Source organism: Bacillus sp. BSL6, from assembly GCF_052928345.1.
This window is the reverse complement of record NZ_JAVGCW010000003.1, coordinates 575,737-601,069: the sequence shown is the minus strand read 5'-3', so window position 1 is coordinate 601,069 and position 25,333 is coordinate 575,737. Positions and strand designations below refer to the sequence as shown.

Annotated in this window: 27 protein-coding genes and 2 pseudogenes; 7 read left to right on the top strand and 22 right to left on the bottom strand. The window is 32.9% G+C overall.

Going from position 1 to position 25,333, the window contains the following annotated elements; all coding sequences use genetic code 11:
- Together tnpA and pepD are read right to left on the bottom strand one after the other, a co-directional pair.
- A partial coding sequence (gene tnpA, locus RCJ96_RS14070; RefSeq protein WP_446699805.1) for an IS200/IS605 family transposase occupies positions 1 to 334 on the bottom strand: 334 nt, incomplete at its 3' end.
- Positions 335 to 693: 359 nt separating this feature from the next.
- Positions 694 to 2,163 carry a beta-Ala-His dipeptidase gene (gene pepD, locus RCJ96_RS14065; RefSeq protein ID WP_048554381.1) on the bottom strand — a complete coding sequence of 490 codons (1,470 nt, stop codon included), beginning with the start codon at positions 2,161 to 2,163 and terminating at the stop codon, positions 694 to 696.
- 215 nt (positions 2,164 to 2,378) lie between these two features.
- Here pepD and RCJ96_RS14060 point away from each other — a divergent pair, with 215 nt between their 5' ends.
- Positions 2,379 to 2,768, top strand: a complete 390-nt coding sequence (locus tag RCJ96_RS14060; protein ID WP_416503824.1) for a YxeA family protein — start codon at positions 2,379 to 2,381, stop codon at positions 2,766 to 2,768.
- Between the two features lie 18 nt (positions 2,769 to 2,786).
- Here the strand turns inward: RCJ96_RS14060 and spoIISB are convergent, their stop codons facing one another.
- From spoIISB to RCJ96_RS14035, 5 genes are all read right to left on the bottom strand, one after another.
- Positions 2,787 to 2,963 carry a stage II sporulation protein SB gene (gene spoIISB / locus RCJ96_RS14055; RefSeq protein WP_000852590.1) on the bottom strand — a complete coding sequence of 59 codons (177 nt, stop codon included), beginning with the start codon at positions 2,961 to 2,963 and terminating at the stop codon, positions 2,787 to 2,789.
- Positions 2,964 to 3,038: 75 nt separating this feature from the next.
- The gene (locus RCJ96_RS14050; protein ID WP_139302694.1) at positions 3,039 to 3,164 is read right to left on the bottom strand and encodes a D-alanyl-D-alanine carboxypeptidase; all 126 of its coding nucleotides are present in this window, start codon (positions 3,162 to 3,164) and stop codon (positions 3,039 to 3,041) included.
- A 112-nt stretch (positions 3,165 to 3,276) separates the two neighbouring features.
- Entirely contained in the window at positions 3,277 to 4,014 is a 738-nt protein-coding gene (locus RCJ96_RS14045) for a type II toxin-antitoxin system SpoIISA family toxin (protein ID WP_139302696.1), read from the bottom strand.
- Between the two features lie 188 nt (positions 4,015 to 4,202).
- A complete protein-coding gene (gene gpmA / locus RCJ96_RS14040) occupies positions 4,203 to 4,940 on the bottom strand; it encodes a 2,3-diphosphoglycerate-dependent phosphoglycerate mutase (RefSeq protein WP_000594156.1) in 738 nt (245 codons plus the stop codon).
- A 167-nt stretch (positions 4,941 to 5,107) separates the two neighbouring features.
- On the bottom strand, positions 5,108 to 5,590 hold the full coding sequence (locus RCJ96_RS14035; protein WP_270795038.1) for a MarR family winged helix-turn-helix transcriptional regulator: 483 nt from the start codon (positions 5,588 to 5,590) through the stop codon (positions 5,108 to 5,110).
- Between the two features lie 106 nt (positions 5,591 to 5,696).
- On the opposite strand from RCJ96_RS14035, the gene RCJ96_RS14030 reads away from it, so the two are divergent.
- Complete coding sequence (locus RCJ96_RS14030) at positions 5,697 to 7,382, top strand: alpha-keto acid decarboxylase family protein (RefSeq protein ID WP_270795039.1); 1,686 nt, start codon at positions 5,697 to 5,699, stop codon at positions 7,380 to 7,382.
- 121 nt (positions 7,383 to 7,503) lie between these two features.
- Here the strand turns inward: RCJ96_RS14030 and RCJ96_RS14025 are convergent, their stop codons facing one another.
- The 7 genes from RCJ96_RS14025 to RCJ96_RS13995 all read right to left on the bottom strand — a co-directional run bounded on the left by RCJ96_RS14025 (position 7,504) and on the right by RCJ96_RS13995 (position 14,972).
- A complete protein-coding gene (locus tag RCJ96_RS14025) occupies positions 7,504 to 8,286 on the bottom strand; it encodes a class I SAM-dependent methyltransferase (RefSeq protein WP_270795041.1) in 783 nt (260 codons plus the stop codon).
- Positions 8,287 to 8,571: 285 nt separating this feature from the next.
- Positions 8,572 to 8,979: a VOC family protein gene (locus RCJ96_RS14020; protein WP_044791804.1), complete on the bottom strand. Its 408-nt coding sequence runs from the start codon at positions 8,977 to 8,979 to the stop codon at positions 8,572 to 8,574.
- A gap of 119 nt (positions 8,980 to 9,098) precedes the next feature.
- Positions 9,099 to 9,809: a class I SAM-dependent methyltransferase gene (locus RCJ96_RS14015; protein WP_270795042.1), complete on the bottom strand. Its 711-nt coding sequence runs from the start codon at positions 9,807 to 9,809 to the stop codon at positions 9,099 to 9,101.
- Between the two features lie 98 nt (positions 9,810 to 9,907).
- On the bottom strand, positions 9,908 to 10,669 hold the full coding sequence (locus RCJ96_RS14010; RefSeq protein ID WP_270795044.1) for an ABC transporter ATP-binding protein: 762 nt from the start codon (positions 10,667 to 10,669) through the stop codon (positions 9,908 to 9,910).
- Between the two features lie 11 nt (positions 10,670 to 10,680).
- Positions 10,681 to 13,020: an ABC transporter permease gene (locus RCJ96_RS14005; protein ID WP_416503822.1), complete on the bottom strand. Its 2,340-nt coding sequence runs from the start codon at positions 13,018 to 13,020 to the stop codon at positions 10,681 to 10,683.
- A gap of 6 nt (positions 13,021 to 13,026) precedes the next feature.
- Positions 13,027 to 14,274, bottom strand: a complete 1,248-nt coding sequence (locus RCJ96_RS14000) for an MFS transporter (protein WP_270795047.1) — start codon at positions 14,272 to 14,274, stop codon at positions 13,027 to 13,029.
- A gap of 62 nt (positions 14,275 to 14,336) precedes the next feature.
- Positions 14,337 to 14,972: a TetR/AcrR family transcriptional regulator gene (locus RCJ96_RS13995; protein WP_001223573.1), complete on the bottom strand. Its 636-nt coding sequence runs from the start codon at positions 14,970 to 14,972 to the stop codon at positions 14,337 to 14,339.
- A gap of 485 nt (positions 14,973 to 15,457) precedes the next feature.
- Between RCJ96_RS13995 and RCJ96_RS13990 the strand changes: the two genes are divergently transcribed.
- Positions 15,458 to 15,670, top strand: coding sequence for a hypothetical protein (locus tag RCJ96_RS13990; protein ID WP_000033167.1), 213 nt, complete (start codon positions 15,458 to 15,460; stop codon positions 15,668 to 15,670).
- Positions 15,671 to 16,256: 586 nt separating this feature from the next.
- Positions 16,257 to 16,760 (top strand): exosporium protein ExsF, encoded by a 504-nt coding sequence (gene exsF / locus RCJ96_RS13985; protein WP_001257912.1) that lies wholly within the window; start codon positions 16,257 to 16,259, stop codon positions 16,758 to 16,760.
- Positions 16,761 to 17,505: 745 nt separating this feature from the next.
- On the opposite strand, the gene RCJ96_RS13980 is transcribed toward exsF, so the two are convergent.
- From RCJ96_RS13980 to RCJ96_RS13970, 3 genes are all read right to left on the bottom strand, one after another.
- Positions 17,506 to 17,766 carry a hypothetical protein gene (locus RCJ96_RS13980; RefSeq protein WP_270795049.1) on the bottom strand — a complete coding sequence of 87 codons (261 nt, stop codon included), beginning with the start codon at positions 17,764 to 17,766 and terminating at the stop codon, positions 17,506 to 17,508.
- 181 nt (positions 17,767 to 17,947) lie between these two features.
- Positions 17,948 to 19,312, bottom strand: a complete 1,365-nt coding sequence (locus tag RCJ96_RS13975; RefSeq protein ID WP_270795051.1) for a DEAD/DEAH box helicase — start codon at positions 19,310 to 19,312, stop codon at positions 17,948 to 17,950.
- A gap of 73 nt (positions 19,313 to 19,385) precedes the next feature.
- The gene (locus tag RCJ96_RS13970; protein WP_270795052.1) at positions 19,386 to 19,655 is read right to left on the bottom strand and encodes a hypothetical protein; all 270 of its coding nucleotides are present in this window, start codon (positions 19,653 to 19,655) and stop codon (positions 19,386 to 19,388) included.
- 30 nt (positions 19,656 to 19,685) lie between these two features.
- Between RCJ96_RS13970 and RCJ96_RS13965 the strand changes: the two are divergent.
- A pseudogene (locus tag RCJ96_RS13965) lies at positions 19,686 to 19,889 on the top strand (hypothetical protein); the annotation flags it as partial.
- 87 nt (positions 19,890 to 19,976) lie between these two features.
- On the opposite strand, the gene RCJ96_RS13960 reads toward RCJ96_RS13965, so the two are convergent.
- Together RCJ96_RS13960 and RCJ96_RS13955 are read right to left on the bottom strand one after the other, a co-directional pair.
- On the bottom strand, positions 19,977 to 20,663 hold the full coding sequence (locus RCJ96_RS13960) for an MBL fold metallo-hydrolase (protein ID WP_416503821.1): 687 nt from the start codon (positions 20,661 to 20,663) through the stop codon (positions 19,977 to 19,979).
- Between the two features lie 129 nt (positions 20,664 to 20,792).
- Positions 20,793 to 21,053 carry a hypothetical protein gene (locus RCJ96_RS13955; RefSeq protein WP_416503820.1) on the bottom strand — a complete coding sequence of 87 codons (261 nt, stop codon included), beginning with the start codon at positions 21,051 to 21,053 and terminating at the stop codon, positions 20,793 to 20,795.
- 206 nt (positions 21,054 to 21,259) lie between these two features.
- On the opposite strand from RCJ96_RS13955, the pseudogene RCJ96_RS13950 reads away from it, so the two are divergent.
- Together RCJ96_RS13950 and RCJ96_RS13945 are read left to right on the top strand one after the other, a co-directional pair.
- Positions 21,260 to 21,412, top strand: a pseudogene (locus tag RCJ96_RS13950) (SMI1/KNR4 family protein); the annotation flags it as partial.
- 223 nt (positions 21,413 to 21,635) lie between these two features.
- A complete protein-coding gene (locus RCJ96_RS13945; protein ID WP_000415071.1) occupies positions 21,636 to 21,965 on the top strand; it encodes a YkvA family protein in 330 nt (109 codons plus the stop codon).
- Positions 21,966 to 22,011: 46 nt separating this feature from the next.
- On the opposite strand, the gene tdcB is transcribed toward RCJ96_RS13945, so the two are convergent.
- The 3 genes from tdcB to plsY all read right to left on the bottom strand — a co-directional run bounded on the left by tdcB (position 22,012) and on the right by plsY (position 25,290).
- Positions 22,012 to 23,013, bottom strand: a complete 1,002-nt coding sequence (tdcB, locus tag RCJ96_RS13940; protein ID WP_000628910.1) for a bifunctional threonine ammonia-lyase/L-serine ammonia-lyase TdcB — start codon at positions 23,011 to 23,013, stop codon at positions 22,012 to 22,014.
- A gap of 74 nt (positions 23,014 to 23,087) precedes the next feature.
- Complete coding sequence (locus tag RCJ96_RS13935) at positions 23,088 to 24,671, bottom strand: aminotransferase class V-fold PLP-dependent enzyme (RefSeq protein WP_416503819.1); 1,584 nt, start codon at positions 24,669 to 24,671, stop codon at positions 23,088 to 23,090.
- Between the two features lie 70 nt (positions 24,672 to 24,741).
- On the bottom strand, positions 24,742 to 25,290 hold the full coding sequence (gene plsY, locus RCJ96_RS13930) for a glycerol-3-phosphate 1-O-acyltransferase PlsY (protein WP_000610858.1): 549 nt from the start codon (positions 25,288 to 25,290) through the stop codon (positions 24,742 to 24,744).
- Positions 25,291 to 25,333 lie beyond the last annotated feature (43 nt).

Below are 25,333 nucleotides of genomic sequence, written 5' to 3'. Positions count from 1 at the left end.
AAACAAAATAGGAACGTGTCCATAGACTTGGCAAGTGTTGAAGATGAGGAAACTCTCCTCTCAAACGCTTCGATGTCACTCCTTTAATTTTCGCCATTGTGTCAGCAGGACTAAGTGTTGGTAGTGTGTTTAAGAACAAGTGAACGTGGTCTTTGTCGCATTCCATTGCGACAATAGCAACATCCATTTCTCCGCATATTTCTTGAACCAACTCTTTGAAACGTTCTTCTACTTTTGTGTTAAGAAAAATCTTTCTTCTGTATCGCGGGCAAAACACAAAATGGTAGTTAATTAATGACACAGTTGTTTTGGTTCTTCTATAACCATTTATCATATTCACATTGTATCAGTTTTACTTTTAAACTACACCACAAAAGATACCAATATTTCGGATACTTAAAGTACCACAAACTTAGCGATTTTTAGTGGTACTCCGTATCCAACCTCACTTTCATCCCATGCCTAAAGGCGATGGGCTTTCCCGTTCGGAAAGAGCTGTAATAATGTCATTTGCAGCATGGAGTGCAATTTTCACGACTTTAATAGGGGCAATATCCGGAGCAATTTTTGGTACAATCTCCTCTAGAAATTAAAGCAAAAATGAAATACTTACGTAAAAACGAATTTCTAAAAAAACTCTATACAAAAAAATAGCCTATAAAGTTTTATAGGCTATTTTCCATTTCATCATTATTACTTAGCTAATTCTTTCGTACCTTTCATTACATCAACGAAGAATCCCCAGTTATTCACAACAGAAGAAATACTAATATGTTCATCTGGGGTATGGACGTTGAATATATCTGGACCGAATGAAATTGCATCTAATTCAGGCATCTTTTGAACGAATACACTACATTCAATCCCAGCGTGTACAGCGAAGATTTCAACATCTTTATTGTATTTTTCTTGATGCACTTTTTCAAATAAATTACGAATTTGTGAATTCGGATTGTATGGCCATTCTGGATACTCTGACTCGATTTCAAATGTTGCACCAACTAATTCGGCAATACATTTAATCTCATCTGCAATATGTTGTTTTAAACTACTTACAGAACTTCTCACTTCGTTACGTAATTTAATTTCATCTTGCAACGTTTCAATAACACCTAAATTTGTTGAGCTTTCTACTAGACCTTTAATATCCATGCTCATACTTTGAATGCCGTTCGGAATTAAGAATAATGATGAAATAAGTTGCTTTTGTGTTTCTTTAGCAAATACTTTTTCTACTTTCTCATCTAATTTTGTAAGTGTAACATGAACATCTGGATCAACAGCACGCATTTCTTCTTGTAATACTCGTGTCCATGATTCTAGTTTTTCTTCTACTTTCTCTACATCTTCTGTACGTAATACGATTGTAGCTACACTTTCACGCGGAATTGCATTCGTTTTTAATCCACCGTGAACTTCACTTATATCAAATTGAATATTTACTGATAAATCATGTAATACTCGTCCTAATACTTTGTTCGCATTACCACGTTGTTTATCAATTTCCATACCCGAATGTCCGCCTTTTAAACCACCAACATATAATCGGTATGCATCCGTATTCGATGGAGCTTCATCCCAAATTACTGGAATTGTTTCAACAGCTTTCGCTCCACCTGCGCTACTTACAAGTAATTTATGATCTTCTTCAGAATCAATATTAATAAAAATCTTTCCTTCAAAATGATTTGAATCAACAGCGAAAGCTCCGCCCATTGTCGTTTCTTCTTCAGTAGTAATAACTACTTCTAGTGCTGGATGTGGAATGTCTTTTGAATCTAATAAAGCTAATGCATATGCAACTGCAATACCATTATCAGCTCCTAAAGTCGTTTGATTTGCATATAACATGTCCCCGATAATTCTTAATTCAATTGGATCTTTTTCAAAATCATGTACGGTTGCTTGATTTTTTTCGCAAACCATATCCATATGACCTTGAATGATAATAGCTGGTACATTTTCATAACCAGCAGTTGCTTCTTTTTTAATAATGACATTTAATGCTTCATCTTGAATCACTTCTAAATTACGCTCTTTCGCAAAGCCAACTAAAAAATCACTAATTTCCTTTTCATTACCTGATCCTCTAGGAATCTTTGAAATTTCTGCAAAATGATAAAATACAGGGTGCTTTGTTAATTGTTCTAAAGTAGAATACATTTTTAAGCTCCTCTCAAAATAACAAAATAATATGTAAGTCTTTTATCATTATACCATGATTCATAATTTTACTTTTCTTTTAACTTTTAATATGATGTTCATTTTATGTACAACACTATTACAACATTGTAAGGATGTTGTAATTTATATCGATTTTTCTCATTTCACAATAATCATATACTGTGTAAAGAAACAAATTGAAGGAGATAAAGAAAATGAAACAGTTTGTAGCAATTATTACACTATGTTTATTATTTTCTAGTTTTACTATTGACTGTGAGAGAGCATCACTAAATCGAATTGGTAAAGATGTATATTACGTACAGATACAAGGCGAGGGAACTATCGAAAAAGTTGAAGGTAAAAACTTAAGAAACTACACACTGCCTGCTTATGACGAAGACGGAGTAAAAAAACAAATTACATTTAGAAGTAAGAAAGCATCAAACGAACAGAAATTAAATGAAAATGCATTTTTATGTCTTTATGTAAATCAAGATGATAAGAGCAAAAATGAAATCTCATCAATTGAAGTGAAGTCATATGAAGAGGTTCAGGAAGCTGAGTTACCTGCAAAAGTAAAAGAAAAATTAAATGCTAAATAAAAAACAAAAGAAAATGCTCTATGCATTTTCTTTTGTTTTTTTCACCCGTATATATTTTGAACTGCTATTATTCATCAGTTTCTCTAATCGATTTATATTTTCCGTTAATGCACCTTTCACAAGAGAGAAATCTGTATTCGGTTCTTCTTTTTTTTCTTTAAAAAATGAAGACTTTTGTATATTTACTTCAGCCATCTCTTCTCCCCCTTTTCAAAAAGATACAACCTTCTATTTATATTATATCGTAAATGTAGACAGCCTGTACACGTATCATTTTCTTTTTAATTCTTCTTCTAAATCTTCTACTTGCTGTAATGTATCTCCTTTTATTAACGAGAAATCCGTTGTATCTTCATTGTCTTCTTTAAAAAAATCATTGTCATTATTTTTTATCACTACAATCACCTCTACGTGCTAGTGTAGGAATGATTGTCCGATTTTATACAAGTTTGTCTAAATTCGCTTTACCTTTATGTATAAGTGAAAAGGACAGAAAAAATTTCTGTCCTTATTTACTAAAATAACTATGATGTATTGTTAAATTATATACATTTTCAAAATCTCGATCTTGCAGGTTATTTTTCTTCCCATCAATGACAATGAAAACATCACTCACTATTTTTGCTGGTATAATTCCGACATTTTCTACTTGTACTGCTTTCTGCTCATTCAATTGCTCAATGTACTCTAATGGAATAATCGTACTAAATTGAGAACGGATACCGCGAAAGTTTGTATTTAATTCCTTTACCGCTTCAAATACAACAATTTTTGCTCCAATCTTTTCCCCATACGAATCTAAAAATGCGTTTAAGCTTTTTGTATATTCTTCCTCCGTATGCCATTCCATCGTACCGAACACTGCTGGATTGACATTTTGAATGATTGTTGTGTATATTTCTCCTCTTGCTTTAGAAGCAATTAATGACCGTTTTATCGATTGAACTGTCTTGCCGATATCGCTAAATTTCGCTCCCCATATTTCTGAAATATTAGGTGTTAAAATAAATGCAATATCAACGAAAATAACCATTGCAGTGAACATTAAAAGATTTTTCCAGAGGGTTAAATCAATTCCTTTTATCATGAAATACACGGTGACTGATATTATAAACAACCCATACCAAGTCTTTCTAATACGTTGCTTCTTCTCCTCGTACAACTCTTCGTTTTTCCAATAAAAGAAAACAAGTACTAGAAAAACGATTGCTAAAATAAATAAGCCGATTCGAATGTTAGAGATCACCAATGACATCACCCTCCATTCAAAAACTACTCACGATATCATTACATGCACAAGCAACTCTCTTTATGACAAAAGACGTGGACAAGCTTCTAAATTTAGCTACATTGCATATACATTAGAAGGTGCCACGTCTTTTATCCTGAATCTACATTGTATATGTAGACAAGCATGGGTTTCAAATTTTCATGTTAAAAAGTAATATGTTTCGGAATTTCTCCTTCAGGTACTTCTCCATCCATACTTAAGTAATAATGGCGAATCGGACGTAAATTTTCGTCTAATTCATACACGAGCGGAATACTCGTTGGAATATTTAATGAAACAACACCATCACTTGAAAGATTGTCTAAATATTTTACTAGCGAGCGAATTGTGTTACCATGCGATGAAATGATTACTTTGTTACCATCCTTTAATTTCGGTGCAATTTCTGAGTGCCAATAAGCAAGTACTCTTTTCTCTGTATCCACTAAACATTCTGTCAATGGAAACTCACCTTTTTTCAGTGTTTTATATCTTGGATCATTCATTTCATACCTAGGATCATCCTCAGTAAGAGCAGGTGGTCTTACATCAATACTTCTTCTCCAAATATGAACTTGCTCCTCACCATATTTTTGCGCGGTTTCATCTTTATTCAAACCTTGCAATGCACCATAATGTCTTTCATTTAGCTTCCAAGATTTATGTACTGGTACCCAGGCAAGATTCATTTCATGAAGTACAATCCATAACGTCCGAATTGCTCGTTTTAATACAGATGTATAAGCTACATCAAAAGTATATCCATTTTTCTTTAATATCGCTCCTGCTTCTCTCGCTTCACTTAATCCATTCTCTGATAAATCTACATCTGTCCATCCAGTAAAACGATTTTCAAGATTCCATAAACTCTGTCCGTGACGAATAAGTACAAGTTTTATCATTATAATTCCCCTCTCGGAAATGTGAATTTTATTGTTCCATTGCGTACACGTATAAAGTATCTAGTAATGTATCTTTTTATCCATTCACTCTATGATAGCTCCATAGTTGCCAAATGTATGGATAAAATTTGTTCTTTTTCAAACTATAAAAACAGATATATTTCTTTTTATTTTTGATCGATTGCAACTTCCCTTTTCGATATCCAAGCATCAAAACCTGATCGGCTATGTGCCATTTCATTCATAACTTGATGCCAATTTTCTTCACACGATTCACCAAATTTTGAAAAAATGGCACCCATTTGTTGTCTTTGTACATCACTCAGTTTCTTTTCTAAATCGGCACCTTTTTCTGTTAAAGATAACTGTTTCACACGGCGATCATGTGTAGCTTCATTACTCTCAATTAAGCTCTTTTCCACAAGTTGTCGTAATGGTCCGTGAAGAGCTTGTTTACTTATTTCTAGTAGTGATAATAACTCATTTACACTTATCCCTGGAAAGCGTGCGATAAAAAATAAAATTCGATGATGTACTCTTTGAATACCATACTCTTTTATAATTTCATCTGGCTTTTCAGTAAATGTTTTATATGCAAAGTAAAATAAGGCTAATGCTTTATTCATCTGTTCTTCTTTATGTTGTGTCATCTACTTTCCCCCTGTATGTAAATTATACCACATTCTCGTAATGAATTTTTAAATCCATACTCTAGAGCTACTTTCGTTTATTACAAGACAGCAAAACAACGAGGAGATGATTCACTTGAAAACGCAATATACTGTTAGTACTTATTTATTAGACCGACTAAGCGAATTAGGAATTGAACATATTTTTGGTGTCCCTGGTGATTATAATTTGGCTTTTTTAGATGATGTAATAGCACATGAAAATGTAGAGTGGATTGGTAATTGTAATGAATTAAATGCGGCATATGCTGCAGATGGATATGCTCGTATAAAAGGAATCGGTGCTCTTATTACCACCTTTGGCGTTGGGGAATTAAGTGCCATTAACGGAATTGCTGGTTCATATGCTGAAAATGTACCCGTTATAAAAATAACAGGTTCGCCAACAACAACTGTAATGGAAAATGGAGAGCTCGTTCATCATACGTTAGGCGACGGAAAGTTTAATCACTTTTCCAATATGTATCGAGAAATTACCGTTGCACAAACTAATTTAACCCCAGAACATGCTGCTGAGGAAATTGACCGTGTGTTACGTGCATGTTGGAATGAAAAACGCCCTGTTCATATTAATTTGCCGATTGATGTGTATAATAAACCAATTAATAAACCTACAGAACCAATTTTACATAAACCGATTTTAAGTAATAAAGAAACACTGGATAAAATGCTTCTACATGCCATTTCAAAAATAAATAGTGCAAAGAAACCTATTATTTTAGCTGATTTTGAAGTGGATCGTTTTCATGCTAAAGAATATTTATATCAATTTGTAGAAAAAACAGGGTTTCCTATTGCAACGTTAAGTATGGGAAAAGGAATATTTCCAGAAAAACACCCTCAATTTATAGGGATTTATACTGGTGATGTAAGTTCTCCATACTTGCGTAAAAGAATTGATGAATCTGACTGTATTATTAGTATTGGTGTGAAGTTAACTGATACTATTACAGGTGGCTTCACACAAGGTTTTACGAAAGAACAAGTTATTGAAATTCATCCCTACACTGTGAAAATTACAGATAAAAAATACGGGCCAGTTGTAATGAAAGATGTTTTACAACAGTTAAGTGATGTAATTAAGCATCGAAATGAAGAAACGCTTGATATTAAGCCATTTATTTCAGAATCGCTATCTATGACAGAAGAGTTCAATCCAAAAGCACAAATGGTTACACAAAAACGCTTTTGGCAGCAAATGTACCATTTCTTACAGAAAAACGACGTCTTACTTGCAGAGCAAGGAACACCTTTCTTTGGTAGTGCCGCTATCCCTTTACCAAACAACACTACATATGTAGCGCAACCATTATGGGGATCGATCGGCTATACATTACCTGCTCTACTTGGTACACAGCTCGCTAATATATCGCGGCGCAACATTTTAATTATTGGCGATGGTTCTTTCCAATTAACTGTCCAAGAGTTATCGACCATGCTTCGTCAAAATTTAAAACCGATTATATTTTTAATTAATAACAATGGTTATACTGTTGAACGTGCAATTCATGGTCAAATTGAACCATATAATGACATACAAATGTGGGAGTACACAAAACTAGCGAACGTATTCGGAACAGAAGAGAAAAGCCTAACATGTAAAGTGGAAAATGAAATAGAGTTACAAGAAGTCTTAACTAAAATAAGTAATGATAAGGATCAACTTACCTTTGTTGAAGTTGTAATGAGCCAAGGGGATCAGCCTGAACTGCTAGCTAAACTTGGGAAAAGATTCGGCCAACAAAATTCTTAATATAAAAAGCATAACCTAATTATATAAAAAGAAAAGGATGGAAAGTTCCACCCTTTTCTTTTTATATATACTATTTTAAGAACCTTCTTCGACTAACGTCTCGTGTGACAAGTCAAAATTCTTAATCAACCTTTAACTTTATAGCTTTTGTAGCAATAAATGTTTTAATATGCTTATCTAATATCCTTGTTCCACCAAAATCATCCTCATAAAAACCTGTTATAATAAAACCCGCTTCAATTTGGCCTTGGATTTGATCTTCCAGTGTATGCGCATATTCTATTGTTTGATTTGAATCGATGTAATCTTGAACTTCATCCTTTGGTAAATAATCCAATGTCGATGAAGGGATTGAATGTTTTACATCAAGAATACCTTTTTGTTCTTGATTATCATCAAAAATCCATAGTAACGGATTTGTAAATCCAGAAATGAGAATACCTTTATTCTTTAAAACCCTTGAAACTTCATTCCATACAAGATGTACATCTTTTACAAATAAATTAGAAACAGGATTTACAACAATATCAAAATATTCATCCTCAAAATCACTAAGGTCTGACATATCTCCTTGAACTGTTTTTAAAGTTAACCCATCCCGTTCTGCTACCTTTTTATCTTGTTCCAACTGCTTTCTTGATATATCAGTAACTGTTACATCCGCCCCAGCAGCAGCTAGAACAGGTGCTTGTTGCCCTCCACCTGACGCTAAGCAAAGTATCTTTAATCCATCTAATGATTTTGGAAACCAATCTCTAGGAACTGATTTTTCTGTGGTAACTGTGATTTCCCATTCACCTGATTTACTTCTTTCAATAACCTCGCTACTTACAGGTTGTGTATATCTAGAACCTTCTTCAACCTTTTTATCCCATGCATTACTGTTTTGTTGAGTTGTATCCATTATAACTATTCCCCCTAGCTATCTTGTTACATTTTAAGTGTAAGATCATTTACTATTTATGCTTTTTTTCTATTAACCTAACCAATAATTAATACATATTTTTCTATATTTATATTAACAGATAAAAAGTAGTAAGAAAAATAAAATATTCTAAATAGAAAAAATACAAATTCATTTAAACAAATAAAAAGGCATTCCAAACTTGTTGACGGTTGGAACACCTTTTTATTTGTTATTTAAATTTTCAACCTCTTAACTACACCCATTAAACAAATCAATTACAATTTATTCCGCAAGCGTTAACTGCCAAGACACACCATACTTATCATTTAACCAACCAAATCTTTTGCTAAACGGATAGGCACCTAAAGGCATAAGTACTGCTCCATCCTCCGCTAGTTTATTAAAAGCTGTTTCAATTTCTTCTTCCGTATCACAAGTTACATAAAGAGACATAGCTGGAGTGAACGTAAAATTATGATTTACATAACTATCAATACACATAAACTCTTGGCCATTTAGCGTAAACGTTGCATGAATTACAGTACCCTCTTTACCAGGTCCGTTTTCATCGTAGCGAGAGATATTTACAATTTCTGATTGATCGAATAGCGACGTGTAAAAGTTCATCGCTTCCTCAGCTTTGCCTTCAAACATTAAAAACGTAGTAATTTTTTGATTTGTGTTACTCATTTAGAGACAACCCCTTGCTATGTATTTATGCAAAATATACATCGGTTAACAAAAACGAACATACATTCTCATAAGTGTATTGTCCATAAAAACGATGAGTTTGTCAATTATCTACTTTCTTAATTCTTCTTAAATAATGCTGTCCAAAGAAATGATTCTCCAAACATAGTATTTGGTTGTTCAATCTGTTCCATCTTTCTAATTTCAATCACTTTAAATCCTTTAAATATCTCTCTTAATTTTTCTTCCGAATAAGCAAGACCACCTTGTAGACTCCATCCTCTATATACGTCCCAATCTGTTATTTCTGATCCATTTCGCTCATCTAAATCACCTGCCGCAAAACATGTTAATCCGAAATAACCACCTGATTTCAATGCGTTTTTAATTAAATCTACATAATTCACTCTTCTATGTGGTGGAATATGATGTAAACAGCCCGAATCATATACAAAATCAAATTCATTTTGAACCTCTAAATTAAAAATAGAATCACAAATAAAATTAATTTCTATTCCTTTTGCTAACGCCCTTTCTTTCGCCCAATTAATGCCCTCTATAGATAAATCTACTGCTGTTACATCAAACCCTTCATGTGCTAGATAAATTGCGTTTCTACCCGGACCACATCCAAGTTCCAGTACTTTCCCTTTTGAAACCCGTTTTTTTTGTATATACGAAACTAGATTCTCATCTGGAACATTTTCAAAAAACGGAACATCTTTTTCTCTATTCGCATAAAATTCATTCCAAAATGGTTCTGCTGGTCTTAATAATGAATCCAGCATTTTAATAATATCTTCTTGCGTGTGCAACGTTTCATTTTTCATTTGCACCCCTCCAATTTTAATATTCAGAAAATTATTATATATCTTTTAGAACTTTAAGACAAAGAAAAAACTCCTACATTCAATAGGAGTTTTTCTCTTTAAAATCCAAGTACAGCTAACCAGTTTAACAACTTCTCTTCTCGCGCTTTTAAATCATCGTTCCTAAGCTTACCTAACTGTAACTCACTAACAATTTCTCCGTCCGCCATAAAGAGCACTCTTTCTGTTTTTGCTGCTACTTTCACATCATGAGTGACTAACATAATGGTCGTTCCACCACGATTAATATTTAATAATATTTGCATTACTTCTTCTGTTGATTTTAAATTTAAAGCACCAGTCGGCTCATCTGCAAAAATAATATTTGGATTATTAATGAGCGCTCTACAAATAGAGACTCTTTGTAATTGCCCCCCAGATGCTTCGGTTATATAATGAGATGCTATATCACTTATCCCCATATTCTTCATTAGCTCTAGAGCACGTTTATTTACTATTTTCTTACTCTCACATTTCGCTAAATATGCTGACAAGATGATATTATCAAATAGGTTCAAGTTTCTAAGAAGGTTGCTCTGCTGAAAAATAAATCCTATTTCAGTAAGGCGTAATTTCGCTAACGCTTCTTCTTTCATACATGATAATTCTTTACTATCAATTTTTACACTTCCTGATGACATTTGATCCATTCCACTAATATTATATAGTAACGTCGATTTCCCAGAACCAGAAGGCCCCATGACCGATACAAATTCTCCCTCATAAATCTCTAAATCTATATTTTTTAACACGTGATAATTTGTATTTCCATCCATTGAATATGTTTTGTTTACTTGCTTTACTTCTAAAATTTTTTTCAAGTGATACACCCCTACTCCCCATTTGGCTTTACATCGTTTGTTTGCTTCATAGTAAAACTACTGAAAAGCGTTGTTGCAGTCACACATATACATAATATAGCTGGACATATTACATAAGAAACGATAGGATTCACGACAAACTTTATATGAGCAGCTCCCATAAAAGACCCTAACCAACTTACTAACATTTCACCAAACGTAGCAGCTATACATGTCCCTATCACAATGCCTAATAATACAATGACGATAGAACGTGTTATATACTGTATACGAATATCTTTACTAGAAAAACCGATATTTTTCATAATTAAAATTTGCGAAGAATCTTTTGCTAATAACATTTTAAAAAACATTGCAGTAATTAAAACTGATATCGATATCGCAATCAAAATAGCCACTTGTGTCACGAGTCTTAATTGTTTAATTGTTTCTCCTAAAGTTTGCGTTACATAATCATTTGTATCTGTTATTTTTACAGAACTAAAATTTTGTTTATACTCCTTCACTTTTTCTTGCAAATCCACTTTAGGCTTCATATCTACATTTACTACATACCATAATATATTTTCATTATTATTAGAAAAACTAGCTTTAGCTGTTTTCCCACCATTCGTTACATCTTGATACATACCACTAATCGTTAGTGTTTTCTCTTTCCCATCAACAAATAAAACGATATGATCCCCTACATTCTTTTTTAATTCATTTGCGTTCATATAAGAAAGAGCAATTTCATTTTCATTTTTTGGTTCCCTACCTTGCATATAGTCTAATGGAAATGTAGTGAAGTCTCCCACTTCTACATTTAAGTTTTCATGTGTACCATCAGCGTTTACCATTTTAAGTGTACTCGTAACAAATGTTGCATATTTTTCTACTTCTTTATCATTTTTTACATATGAAATAACACCCTTAAAACGTTTCTCTATATTTTCAGTTTGCTGTAAATCTATTCGAATATCACTTTTTCCTGTCCCCATATAATTTACAAAATTCGGTGACTGAATCGTATACAAAAAGTTAACGGGTACAACAATCATAAACACAGCTATTATTAATACGATGCTTAATACACGATATAACTTAAATCTTTTTATAACATCTTGTATACCAATAAATACATTTACATTTTTTAATTTAGACCGATTGAGTGAAAAGGAGTTTCTAATTTTTCTCTTTCCTAGTTTATCTCTTGATTGTAAAGCGTCTATTGCTGTAATTCCCCTAAAATTCCGCAAAATAATACGACAGAACAGGATAACGACTAAAAATAACAATGTTGTAATTATGAATGGCACAATATTGTGTAAAATGCTTTTATTTGCCGCCCCCATATAAAGGGTGATATTTGAAGTGAAGATTTTTGTAACAAATAGTGAGAGTATATATCCACATATACATCCACCAGCTGAAATCACAATATATTTTGTTATATATAATTTTTGAATATCTTTGTTATGAATCCCAATTGCTTTCATAACACCAATTTCTCGATACTCTTCTTCCATCGAAGTAATGATCGTAAATCTAATACATAACATTGCAATTAACATTAATAATCCACTTATTATGATAAGTACGGCAGCTATTATTCCATCTGTTAATGAATTGAGTGTTTTAAATAGTGAATACGTAATAGAGGGACCTTTTTGTGGTAAGTTCGATGACTTATATAGATTTTCAAATTCATTTATTTTATTTTCGTCTGTTAGCTGGAATTCAATAAGATATTCGCTTTCTCCAAAATTTCTTTTTATTCTTTCGAAATCTTCATTGCTTATTACAAATCGTTTTGAACTAACGATTGATGGGTTCATTTGAACATCACGAACAAATGCTGAAATCGTAAATTCTAGTTCATTATTATCTTTAATAACCCATATTTTATCTCCCATACGCAAATTATATTTTTGCATATAATAAATGGGTACACCTATTTCCCCTTTCATAACATCGACCACTTCATTATTTAAATTTAATAAAAAATCAAACTTACTATTTTGTTTCGCGAAACTAATGTCCATTACACTATTATGTTCTGCTTGATTTTTCTTTTTAATAAAAATGTTAGATCCATTTATTTGAACCATTTCAGCCGTTTGCTGTTTTTTTACAAACGGATTTTTTTCTACAAAGGAATCAATTGACTTTTGATTTACTTCTCCGGCATGCATTTGTACGAAGTGCGGTGCGTTTGATACTTTAACCAATTGATCCATTGAGTTCAATAGATTTATAACATTACTTGAAGCACTAGCCATTAAAAGACTTGATAACATGATAAACATAAATAAAATAGTAATTATCATTTTATTTTGAGAGAAATTTCTTTTTAACATTCTCCTAATCATATAAAGCTAGTTCCCTTCATTCGATAGTATTTTCTTCGTCACAACTGCTATTAATAACATTATGAAACTAATAACTAATATAGGTAAATAAATTTTCATACTGAATTCTTCAAACATAAAACCATAAACGACTTGCCCAATCGGTGCCATGCATTGGGATACCGCTGTTATAATTGCCATTATTTTTCCTAAGTTCTCATTTGGTGTTTTCTTTTGAACTACAGTAATCACATAGATGGATACAATTGTCATGATCATTGCAATTAAAATAGAAGAAAGTATAAAGAGGATAAATGGTGGATAGTGTCCTAAATTAAGAATAAATGGTGTGACCGATAGCGCCACCGGTATTACTAATAGAGCTATAATAAGCATCCAATAATATAATGTTTTCATCTGTAACTTTTTAGCAAAGAAACCGATTGACAATGCACCTAATATGGTGGCAAAATCAATTAACCCCATCCCGATTCCATACATCGTATCGCTAATCTGCATAGTTACTCGTAAAATAATAGGTCCTCCAACAATAAATAACGGTGTCAAAATTAAGTTTAGTAAAGCTGCAAGTAACATAGCCTTCAAAATAAATGGTTGTTTTAAAACATATATAAACCCTTCTTTCATATCCTTTACAATTGTCGGTATGATATGGCTTTCTTGCACTCTCTTTATAAAAGGTATTGTAATAAACATTTCTAAAATCGCAGATAAAAAGAAAGCAAGACAACTTATTATCAAGAGCATTTTCAAACCAATTATGCCGTACAATATTCCTCCTAATACAGGAGCAACTATATTAGATAATGCTTGCACACCATTTACGATACCGTTCGCTTGTTCTAATTTTTTCTCTGGAACTAATTGCGGAATACTTGCCATTACAACTGGTGCGTACATTGCATTAACGATTGCTAGTAAAAACATAATTGTTCCGATCAATAGAATAGATACAGATCCAGTAAATAACAAAACTATAAAGCTTAATACAATCGCAGCGTTTATAAAATCAAATATAACCATTACATTACGACGATTGAAACGATCTGCTATCGCTCCGCCAAGAGGAGCTAGCAAAAACGGAATACTCGTTATCGCATATAATCCTGCGAATATATCAGCACGCCCTGTTAAATCTAGCACATATAATGACAGAGCAAAACGTAAAAGTGTTGAACCCAAAATAGTAATAATTTGCCCACTCACCATTAAATAAAAATCTTTCATCGAAGGTTTTATACTAATAGATATCATAATCACACCCTTCCCTTAATTTAGACCGACTGTCGGTCTATAATAAACAAACAGAAAAAATATTATTTCTGTTTCATTAAAACCTCCAGCATATAATTAAAGGATCCTTCTTTCGCTCCAACAGATACTTCCATCATTTTAATATAAGCTTTCACTCTCCTCATCATTTCTTCCGGCTTCCATTGGAATAACCCATCATCAAATATGACTTGCGCTGAAGATAGTAATAGTTCAATCGTTTCTTGTGGATATGAAGTCGAAAATATCCCTTCTTCAATTCCTTGTTCTAAAATTTCTGTTAATACAGGAGATAAATGAATAATAGATTGCACTAAACTTTTTTGATGCATTTCTGCATTATTTGGTTGATGAAATTGCTCAATCATTTTATCTTTTATATCACCTGATTTTGGAGATTGCTCCATTAAAACTCGAAATAACTTTTCTAATACTGGTATATTTGGATTAGAAACGATTACTTTCGCTTTAGCAACATCTTCTTTAATAATCCTCATAATAATCTCATCCATTACTTCTTCTTTCGATTTAAAATAATGATAAAACGTCCCCTTTGCTATCCCTATCTCTTTTAAAATGTCATTTACTGTTGTTTTCGTATAACCTTTCGTAATAAATAAACGTTCAGCCGTTTCTAAAATTTCTTTTCTACGCTCCTCATATTCCTTTACTATTCGCATTCAAGTTCCCCTTCCCATCAGACCGACTGTCGGTCTATTTAAATTATATGCTTAGTTAGTAAAAAGTTTCCTATTATCGTATATATACAACTCCCTACTTTCTATTTCCTTTATAAATTTTTATTTTTTAACTTCCGTTTAATTTGTTTAAAATGTATCTCATGTTTCTTACCGTCACCTTTCATTTGAGGAAAAGAACGATGCCCCCGCTTGATCCTATTTTTCTTGATTCTTCATTCAAACGCACAATACTTTGTAGTTTTTCAGCTCCTTTACCACAAATCTACGCATCTCCTTTTCATCGATGACTTCAAAAAATGACAATTGATTCATACGAAACGGTTTCCCTCTGTTCGATCTATTTACTTATGAATGGATTATTTTGTTAAGTTCCAATATGTAATTTTGCATATTTCATACTTTTAATTTTTGCACATGCGATAATTTATTTATAAAAATATAAATTATTAATAAGGGTGATTTATATGAGCAAGTTCCGAAATAAGATGATTAAATATTTGCAAACATTTTGGGGATGCTTAGCATTTGGTGTATTAATGTTTGCTATCTTCTTAATTATGGATTTAACAGATGCATCTTTAAATACATTAAGCTGGAGAGACTGGCTAGGTTCTGTAGCAGGCGCAGCCATTTTATCTGTTGGGATGTTTACTTTAAATAAATTGGATTTAAAATAAATATTCGGTCAATACTGAATGTAGGCTGTATGCCAACATTCATGTAAAGTAGTCTTCTCTGTATCTCCTTGTATTGAGCAGTTAGCTTGTGCTAGCTGCTCTTTTATTTTGATCCAGTCCTTACCTCTTAAAGAAGTCTTTAACTACGCTTTCCCGATTAGTCCATATATCCATTCTCCTTTTCTATAAAATGAAATTTTTATTTTGTTATTCACTTCTATTCGTTCCATATGCATTCGCCCTTTCTCAACTATTAACCGGACAAGCATATATTATTGTATGGAGGAATCCACTCATAAAACTCTACCTTTCTTGTCAAAGAGCATGCTTATATGTATGTTCCTTTTTATTATGTTTCCTTTCATTTCTAAATAGCATTTTCAACTCTATTCATACTATTTTTTCAACTTTAGGTTACAAACTATTTCTGTAAGCGTAGTATCTCCTTTGTACAATAGGCAATTAGTGTTACCCATAACAGTACACCTCTGCACTATTCACTATAAATTTTCATATATTGTATTGTGCTTGTCCAAAACGTGAGGTTGTTACTCACGCAATCTAAATGAAAGAAAGGAGTGAAAATATGCGATCATCTAGTCGTAAGCTCACAAACTTTAATTGTAGAGCACAAGCCCCCAGTACACTACCAGCTCTCGGTTTTGCTTTTAATGCTACTTCACCTCAATTTGCCACACTATTCACGCCACTACTACTACCTAGTACGGGCCCAAATCCAAACATTACTGTCCCTGTAATCAATGATACAATTAGTACAGGAACTGGTATTAGAATTCAAGTAGCTGGTATTTATCAAATCAGTTATACATTAACAATCAGCCTCGATAATGTTCCAGTAGCCCCGGAAGCAGCGCGCTTTTTCTTAACACTAAACTCATCAACTAATATTATTGCAGGATCAGGAACCGCAGTCCGTTCTAATATCATTGGCACTGGTGAAGTAGATGTATCCAGCGGTGTCATTCTAATAAACTTAAACCCTGGTGATTTAATTCAAATTGTACCCGTTGAAGTAATTGGTACAGTAGATATTCGTTCTGCCGCTTTAACAGTTGCACAAATTCGTTAATAAAAACAATATGCTTGGCTAATTAACATTTAATATTCCTTATACACCCCAAAATATATGTTATAGATTTGACACACATTTATATCAAACAAGCATATTTTATTGTATGGTGACTATGTAGTCACACAAATCTAAAGCGTTCATAAGAGCACACTTATATGTGTGCTTTATTTTTTATGAAAATTAAGCTTTAGTATTCCATGTTTCTTCACCCCTTGAATATTTTTCAAATAAAAATACATACTATTTTCAAGCCGCCGTGTCCACAGCTAATACTTCTTTCTTTTGTTACAGCAGAAGCAGATAGATTTTTCACTTATCTGCTTTCTCTGTATATTTTTTAGGGAATCGAAAATAATACGAACAAGCTGTTTGAACTAGCAGCTTCACTCTTCTCGCAATGGGGATGCAAATTATCACAATTAGCTAACTCATTGAGCTCACTAGCAGACAACCAAAATCGTTGTCTGCTTTTTGTATGAGATTTTTTGTTTTACATATACTACTTTTGAACCTGCAGACCAATACGAGCCATTTTGGTGCTTGGGATTTCCCTTCCGGGGATAAGTATTTTTTACTTATCCCTTTTTTTGTATAGACACTTATATTTAGGGTAAAACTAATCACAAGCAGATTTTCTGTTTATGCGTAGTTCTAAACAAGATTACTTTTTCTCCTATTAAAGGACAGCAGGTACGACTGCTAGTCCTTTTTCTTATTTCGCATACTATCCCTTCTGTTAACTTCACACTACATTACCTTCATCGCCGTAGTAAGTAACTTCCCAATAAGGATGGCAGTTGTGCATCTCGAGTTCCCATCGAACAAAACTAACAAAGTTACAAATTTCTTTCACCAAATCGGCCAATTCTTTGTTTGCAAAAGATGTTTTTATATCGTTATACCAATTGATTTTTTCATAATTCGTATCATCATCAGAGGGGCTAGTACGAATTGCTTTCTCTCGATTTTTTTCGATTAAATATTGTCCATACGTAAGTTGCACTTGTTCTTGAATTACGACATGGTTGTAATACCCTTGTTCTACTGGTTTTGGACTATAAACTTTCCTTTGTAAGTTTTAAATACGGTGAATGAAATTTCCGTTTTTTTCTTGCTATCATCCTTGTTCTATACAAACAAAAAAAGAGCCACAATATTTTGCGACTCTTTACAATTATAACTATTTAACGACCACGTCTTTGCTGACCTTGCTTTGTACTACCTTTTTTATTACTTGGCTTATTAAATGATCGGTTGTTTTCATTTCTTGAACTATTTCTTGCATCACTTCTTGAGCCATTTCTCGAACCACGTCTTGAATCACTTCTTGAACCTTCACGGCTATCTCTTTGACGATACTCGCCTGATTTCTTCGGAGCCGGCTTTGGTAGCGGTTTTCCATTTTCATCTACACGTTTTATCTTCGGTTGTTCGATTATTTCTCTTTGTATTGGTGCGCCAAGCGTTTTTTCAATTTCTTCTAAATGTTTTTCATCTTTCGCTGCAACGAACGTAATTGCAAGACCTGATCCACCTGCACGTCCTGTTCGGCCAATGCGGTGAATGTAACTCTCTACATCTTCAGGGATATCATAGTTAAATACGTGCGTTACACCATCTACATCAAGTCCACGAGCTGCTACATCCGTTGCGATTAGGTACTGAATTTTAGCTTCGCGGAAACTCTTCATAACTCTTTCACGTTTCGCTTGAGGTATATCACCATGAAGTTCAGCACAATTATAACCTAGTCCTTTTAAATTATCATAAAGCTTACTCGCTCTAACCTTTGTACGACAGAAAATAACTGCTAAAAATGGCTGATCACGATCCATAACAAAACGAAGTGCATCTGGCTTTGCACGATCTGTCGTCTCAATGACACGCTGCTCAATTGTATTTACCGTTACTTCTTCACTTTGTACTTGAATCATTTGCGGCTCATCCATATAACGCTTCGCCAATTTTTTTATATCTTTTGGCATCGTTGCTGAGAATAACATCGTTTGTTTACTGCCAGGTGTCTCATCTAAAATATCTTCAATATCATATAAGAAACCGAAATAAAGCATTTGATCCGCTTCATCTAGTACAATCGTTGACAGATTACTTAAATCAATTGTTTCACGTCGTATATGATCTAATAATCGTCCTGGTGTCGCTACAACAATATGTGTATTACCTTTTAACTTTCTCAATTGTTGCGCTACATCTTGCCCACCATAAATCGCTAGAACATTAATATCTTCTCTTTGCACAAGCATTTTTTTAATTTCAGTTGTAATTTGCAGTGCTAGTTCCCTAGTTGGTGCAACAATTAAAGCCTGAACATCGCTACATTCTGGATCGATTTTTTCTAAAATCGGTAACACAAATGCTAACGTTTTACCCGTTCCTGTTTTCGCCTGCCCAATAATATCTTTACCTGACAGTATAACAGGAATTGCCTGCTCTTGAATTGGGGTTGCTTCTGTAATTCCATTTTCACGTAATGTATGATTAAACGTTTCACTAATTCCTAATTCTAAAAAGTTTTTCACATTGACCACTTCTTTTCCTTATTTTTCACATTAGCTTTCATTGTACCATTTGTTTCCCCAAATATGAAAAATAAAAAAATTCTTATCTTCTTTTTTTATATTCATCATGTACTAGTTGGACAAGTTCTTTTTGTTTTTTCTCAGAATTTATTAATGCTTCCATGTTAGTAGAAGACAAAATGAACTTCTTAACTTTTCTATTACTCCAAATTAATCTTGTATACTTTGTATCTTCGTGTAACTTTCGAAACCACTCAAATTCGCTTAATTTGGCAATATGATGTTTTAATTTCATGTCATTTTGAGGGGAAAATAAAATGATATCTGCTATTACATCAAATAATAAACTCATCTTCTCCCCCTCCTGTACATATATATTTCAATGTTACGGAAATATAGTTATAGGGTGATAAAATTGACAACTACATTCATAAGGATCTTTTGCATATTTTACTTACTATATTTTCAATCCACCACAATTATAACGGCAAAATCTCAAACAGATGTAATCAGTGAATTCAAACATGCTTTGCTCAAAAATGATAAAGAATTAATGCAGTCCTATATAACAGAAGGGATTGAACTACAATGTTAATGATTTGATTAGAATTGCGGAATCTATGAATTAAAAAACCGATTTTTTCGATATAAGAAAGATCAGCTTTTTAATATTTTATATCATGAGCTTTCCTCCGTGATAACAATAATACTTTACAGCTTTAAGGTCTTTAATCCTCTTTAAAGACTCTTCCGCTTTTTCTATATCTAAACAAAAATTCGGATTAGCTATTACTAATTCACCATTATCTTGAACGGCTGCATCTCCTGTAATTACACTGTGTAAGTCCGGAAAATATAATGAAATATGCCCCGAAGTATGTCCTGGTGTTGCTACTATTTGACATTCATTATTCAAAATCATTTGGCCATCATGTACTTTTTCATCGACGAAAATATGTCTTATATTTTTTAACTGTTGTATAAACCATTTACCAAATTCTTTTTCTTCATTTGGCATACGTTCTAACATTTCTTCTGCTTGAACTAATCTCTCTGATTTTATATCACCATTAATATAGTTAGATTCAATTTCACTAGCAATAATATGAACGTGAGGATATTTAACTTGGAAATCATATAAAGATCCTATATGATCGTCATCATAATGAGTAATAATTATATTTTTTAAGTTTTTCAGCTCATACCCATGTTTTAATATTGCATTTTCAATTAAAGGTAAAAAATTTGTATATCCTGTATCGACTAATGTTAATTCATTATGTAATATAATTAAACTTGGAAAAATACATTGTTTTTTCCCGTTAAATTCGAATTCAATTGGTAGTTCTATTATCTTCATTTTTCTTCCCCCATACCGCTTAATAAATGTTTAATAAATTAAATCATCTACATACATTTCTTTCAAATTCACGTTTAATGTGTACATTCTATATAACAAAGAAAAAAGCATCCGTTATGAATGCTTTCCTTATCTTACCTGTTCAACTACATAAATTAACTTAGGCCTATCCGAAACCTGATATGTATAGTCTTTATTTTTATGCATATATGTTTCTATCCTATTTATCACTTTAAACATTCTGTCTGAATTCGCACTGAAACGAGATACTGAATCACATAAAACTATTGACCCTTTCTTGTAAAAATTTACAATTTCATAAATATCTCGTTCTAAACAAACTTCTCCTACTTGCAAATCCTCTTTCGCTTCATAGTTATAGATTCCCATTCTCATTCCCCCAAAAAATTATATTTTTTCTTACAACATCCCCTTGTTACATAAATAATACCACGATAAAATTCTAAAACTCAAACTCATCGGATTTATCTGAGAAAATAAAAAAGCCATTAACGAAGCGACAACTTTCAAAAAGATGGGAGAAAAGTGAGAAAAAAAGGGTTCAAAACAAAGTAACACCTGAACTGCTAGATGAAATGGCCAATCGTGCAATTAATACCAGAATCACATTAGCAGCTTATGAATCACCAGCGAGTAAAGGGGCTATTCAAGAATTACTAAATTTCTCACCAATAGATTATTTAGAAGTAATTCAACATTGTACGAATGCAGAGATTAATGTGAAAAATTAACTTTAATACGTATTACCACCAAACGTTATCTACGTAGTACCTTTACTTGGAACGAACATATACACTGTGAGTCGTTACATAACCAACATTCTATTATTTTGAACAGGTAATTCCCTATTTTTATTGAAATATACATTAAGAAAAACTATAAAATTGATTAGTCTCTCACTTCTTTGTCTATCCTTTTAAAAAATCTATTTTTTGTAAAAGGAGTGTTTATATGGAAAAACAGACACTTTGGAAAAAATTCAAGAAAAGCTCAGCAAACCTCGGTAAATCTAGTGTATATGAAAGTATTATTTTATATTACATAATGAGAAAAAAAGGGTTACCTACTAAAGCGAAATTCATCATATTAGCCGCTTTATCCTATTACGTATTAACAATTGACTTCATTCCAGATATAGCTGCTATTATTGGGATTGGCTTATTAGATGATGTTTTGGCGATCGCTGTAGCTCATAAATACGTGATGCGCCATGCAGACGCTGAAATTCGAGAAAAGAGCAAAGTAAAAATGGAGTCATTATTTACTCCCGCACAAACATAATGAAAAAGGAGCTAATATAATTTCATTTAGCTCCTTTTTCATAAAACTATTTCACTTCATTCGCCACAAAAAATTGTTCACAAACACTCGATATGCGCTGTAAGTCTACGTTCCCACCAGATATAACTGCTACTACTTTTTTCTCTTTAATATATGTATCCACTTTCCCTGCAAGTAGAGCAGCAGTAGCTAATGCGCCTGCACCTTCTACAACAGCTTTCCCGCGTTGTAATAAGTCTTTCATCGCTAATTCCAGCTCTTTTTCTGATACTGTTACAATATCATCTACTAATTCTTTTACAACTTCAAAAGTTAAATTGCCTGGTATTTTTACCGCGCAACCATCTGCTATCGTAGGTGCCTCATAATGTTCTATAATTGTACCTTTGTCATAAGATGCCTTCATCCCATGAACATTTTCTGCTTGGACACCAATTATATGAATCGACGGATTAAAAGATTTTAATGCAACAGCAATTCCAGAAATAATTCCTCCTCCACCAATTGGTACAATGACCGTATCAACATCCCACATATCATCAAGAATATCTAATCCTATTGTACCTTGACCAGCCATTACTTCTACATCGTCATATGGATGTAAGTATGTTTCACCTGTTTCTCTAATAATCTCCTCACATTTTGCCTTCGCATCATCAAAGGTTTCACCATGTAAAACCACTTCAGATCCATATCCTCTCGTTGCATCAACTTTCGCTTGAGGGGCAGAAATCGGCATTACAATTTTACTTTTAATACCGAGTAAATGAGCAGATAAAGCAATTCCTTGCGCATGATTACCAGCAGAACAAGCAATTACTCCTCTCTCTTTTTCTTGATCTGTCAGCTGTGACATTTTATTAAACGCACCACGGAATTTAAACGAACCTGTTAATTGCATATTTTCTAATTTTAAGTGAATTTCTCCACCCGTTTTACTAGTCAAGTAAAATGATTTTACTAATGGAGTTTTACGAGCATTTCTATCCAGAATACTTTGAGCTTTTTTAATATCGTCTATATGCAATGGTAGTTTTTTAGTTATCATACTAACACCTCTTCCAATGTTCTATTCCTAAGTTTTCGTAAGTCGCAGCTCCTTTATACGAAATGAAAAAGTCTTTATATATGTACCCCACTCTGTAATACATACATCTGAAAACAATTTAACATCCTCTTCATATCACGTTCTTTATAATGATTTAGGCATGCGATTTGGATCCAGTTATTCTTTTGTAAGTACGCTGATTCATAATGGACAATATATCCTTGTAATGCTAACGCATCACCGACCGCTTTAGAAGAAAGACCTTCATTTAATTGAATCGTAAGTATAATTGGTGCGGCATGTTCTTTAGGTGAAACAAGTTTTAGGCCTATACTAGTCATAGCTTCTTCCATATAATCATATGTCTCTTTTATTTTTACAAATGCTGTTTCATCTTCAAATCTCTTCAATGCTTCTTGCAAAGCATAAATTAAATTCCATGAATGAGAATATGGAATACTTTCATTTTCTTCGTACATACCAATGTCCATATAGGCCGGTACTGCTTCATTTATTTTTACAATATGGTTATGAAAAACAAAAGATAATCCTGTATATGATTTAATCGCTTTTCCACTAACACCGCTTGCAAAATATATATCCTTTAAATCTATCGGTATTGCTCCAATCGAACTGATACAATCTACACATAGTTTCAGTTGATACTTGTTACTTAGAGCATTTAGCTCGTCTAAATCATTTAACATTCCGGTAGATGTTTCATGGTGAACAAACCAAAGCCATTCATAAATTCCACTTTCCATTACTTTTTCTAATTCTGTATAAAGAAATGGTTCCCCCATTTCTTTTTTATACGTATCAAAATGTAACTCTGCGCGTGTTGCATGCCCGACTAATCTATTACCAAATTCCCCATTTGTTAATACGAGCCCCTTTCCTTTTAAAGAACGTAACTGTAAAGCAATGGCATCATTCGCTAATGTCCCTGTTCCTAACATGATTTGCACACGTTTTGCTTTTGTCATTTGAAGTAATCGTTTCTTTACATTATCCATCGTCACTTGAAATGACTTAGAACGGTGTGAAATAGGCTTAGTAGAAAATGCCTTTCGAACATTCTCTTCAATATCTACTGGGCCGGGTAAAAACGTATACTCTTTCGTCATAATTCCGCCAACACTCGACGCTTCAAACATAGCAGGGGTAACATACATTGGCTGGAATGCTGCTGCTTCTGTACCAACTAACGAATGGAAAGATTTGAATCCCATTTGCTCATATAAAGGTAGTTCACGTGTTGTTGCAGAAATGAGTGCCAATTCATATCCATTTAGAAGCAAATAACGATGTAAAAAGCGAATTAAACCTAATAACGCTCTTCCATTTCGATATTCACTTTCTACTGAAAGTAAACGAATTTCATATACGTTTTCTCCATGTACTTGCAAATAAAAATCTAGATTTGAAATTTTATAATCTAACGAGAATGGTCGTTTTCCTCGCAACGCAACCATACCTACTAACTTATCGTCATCTAAACAAATTAAATATGTATTTTCTTCATGAAAACGATCTATACGAACACGATCTTTCGTTTCTTCATGTTGCGGAATTTCTTCTACAAATGTTTTATAATTCAATTTATGTATACTTTCAAATTCCCAAACTTGATCAGCAACTTTATAAATTAACCCCATGCCCTATCTCCTTTATCTATTTAATAAAAAATGATAAGTGGAGATTACCCCCACTTATTAAATGTTTATTTCATTCGCGATTTACATATAAAATAAGTACAATGATGAGTGCACTTAAAATAGTCGTAACAATTGAGTAAGAATACAAAATCATGCAAAGTGGTAAACAAGCAATTGTAATTAGTCCTGGCTTCGTAAATCCTTTAAAGATTAAATAAAATATAATGAAAACTGCAACGAGGGTAAGCGCTATCAAATAATCAAATGCGATTAGTCCTCCGATAAATGTTGAAATGCCTTTACCGCCCTTACCTTTAAATAAAACTGGATAAATATGTCCAATTATTACAGCCAATAATGTTAGCATTACGAATGTAGAATCTTCAAAAAGGTATTTTGCAATAGAAACTACGATTGCCCCTTTGATCGCATCACCTAAAAATGTAGCAACGAAATACCCTTTTCCATATACGCGCCCCATGTTTCTTGCGCCAGGATTACCACTTCCTTCATCACGAATATCAACGTTATGTCTCCATTTCGTTACTATATAAGCGGTCAATATGTTTCCAAATAAATAAGAAGCGACCAAATACAAAAATTGCATACTATTAATCATGTAATCATTCACTTTCTACGTAGGAGTACTTATACAATATTCA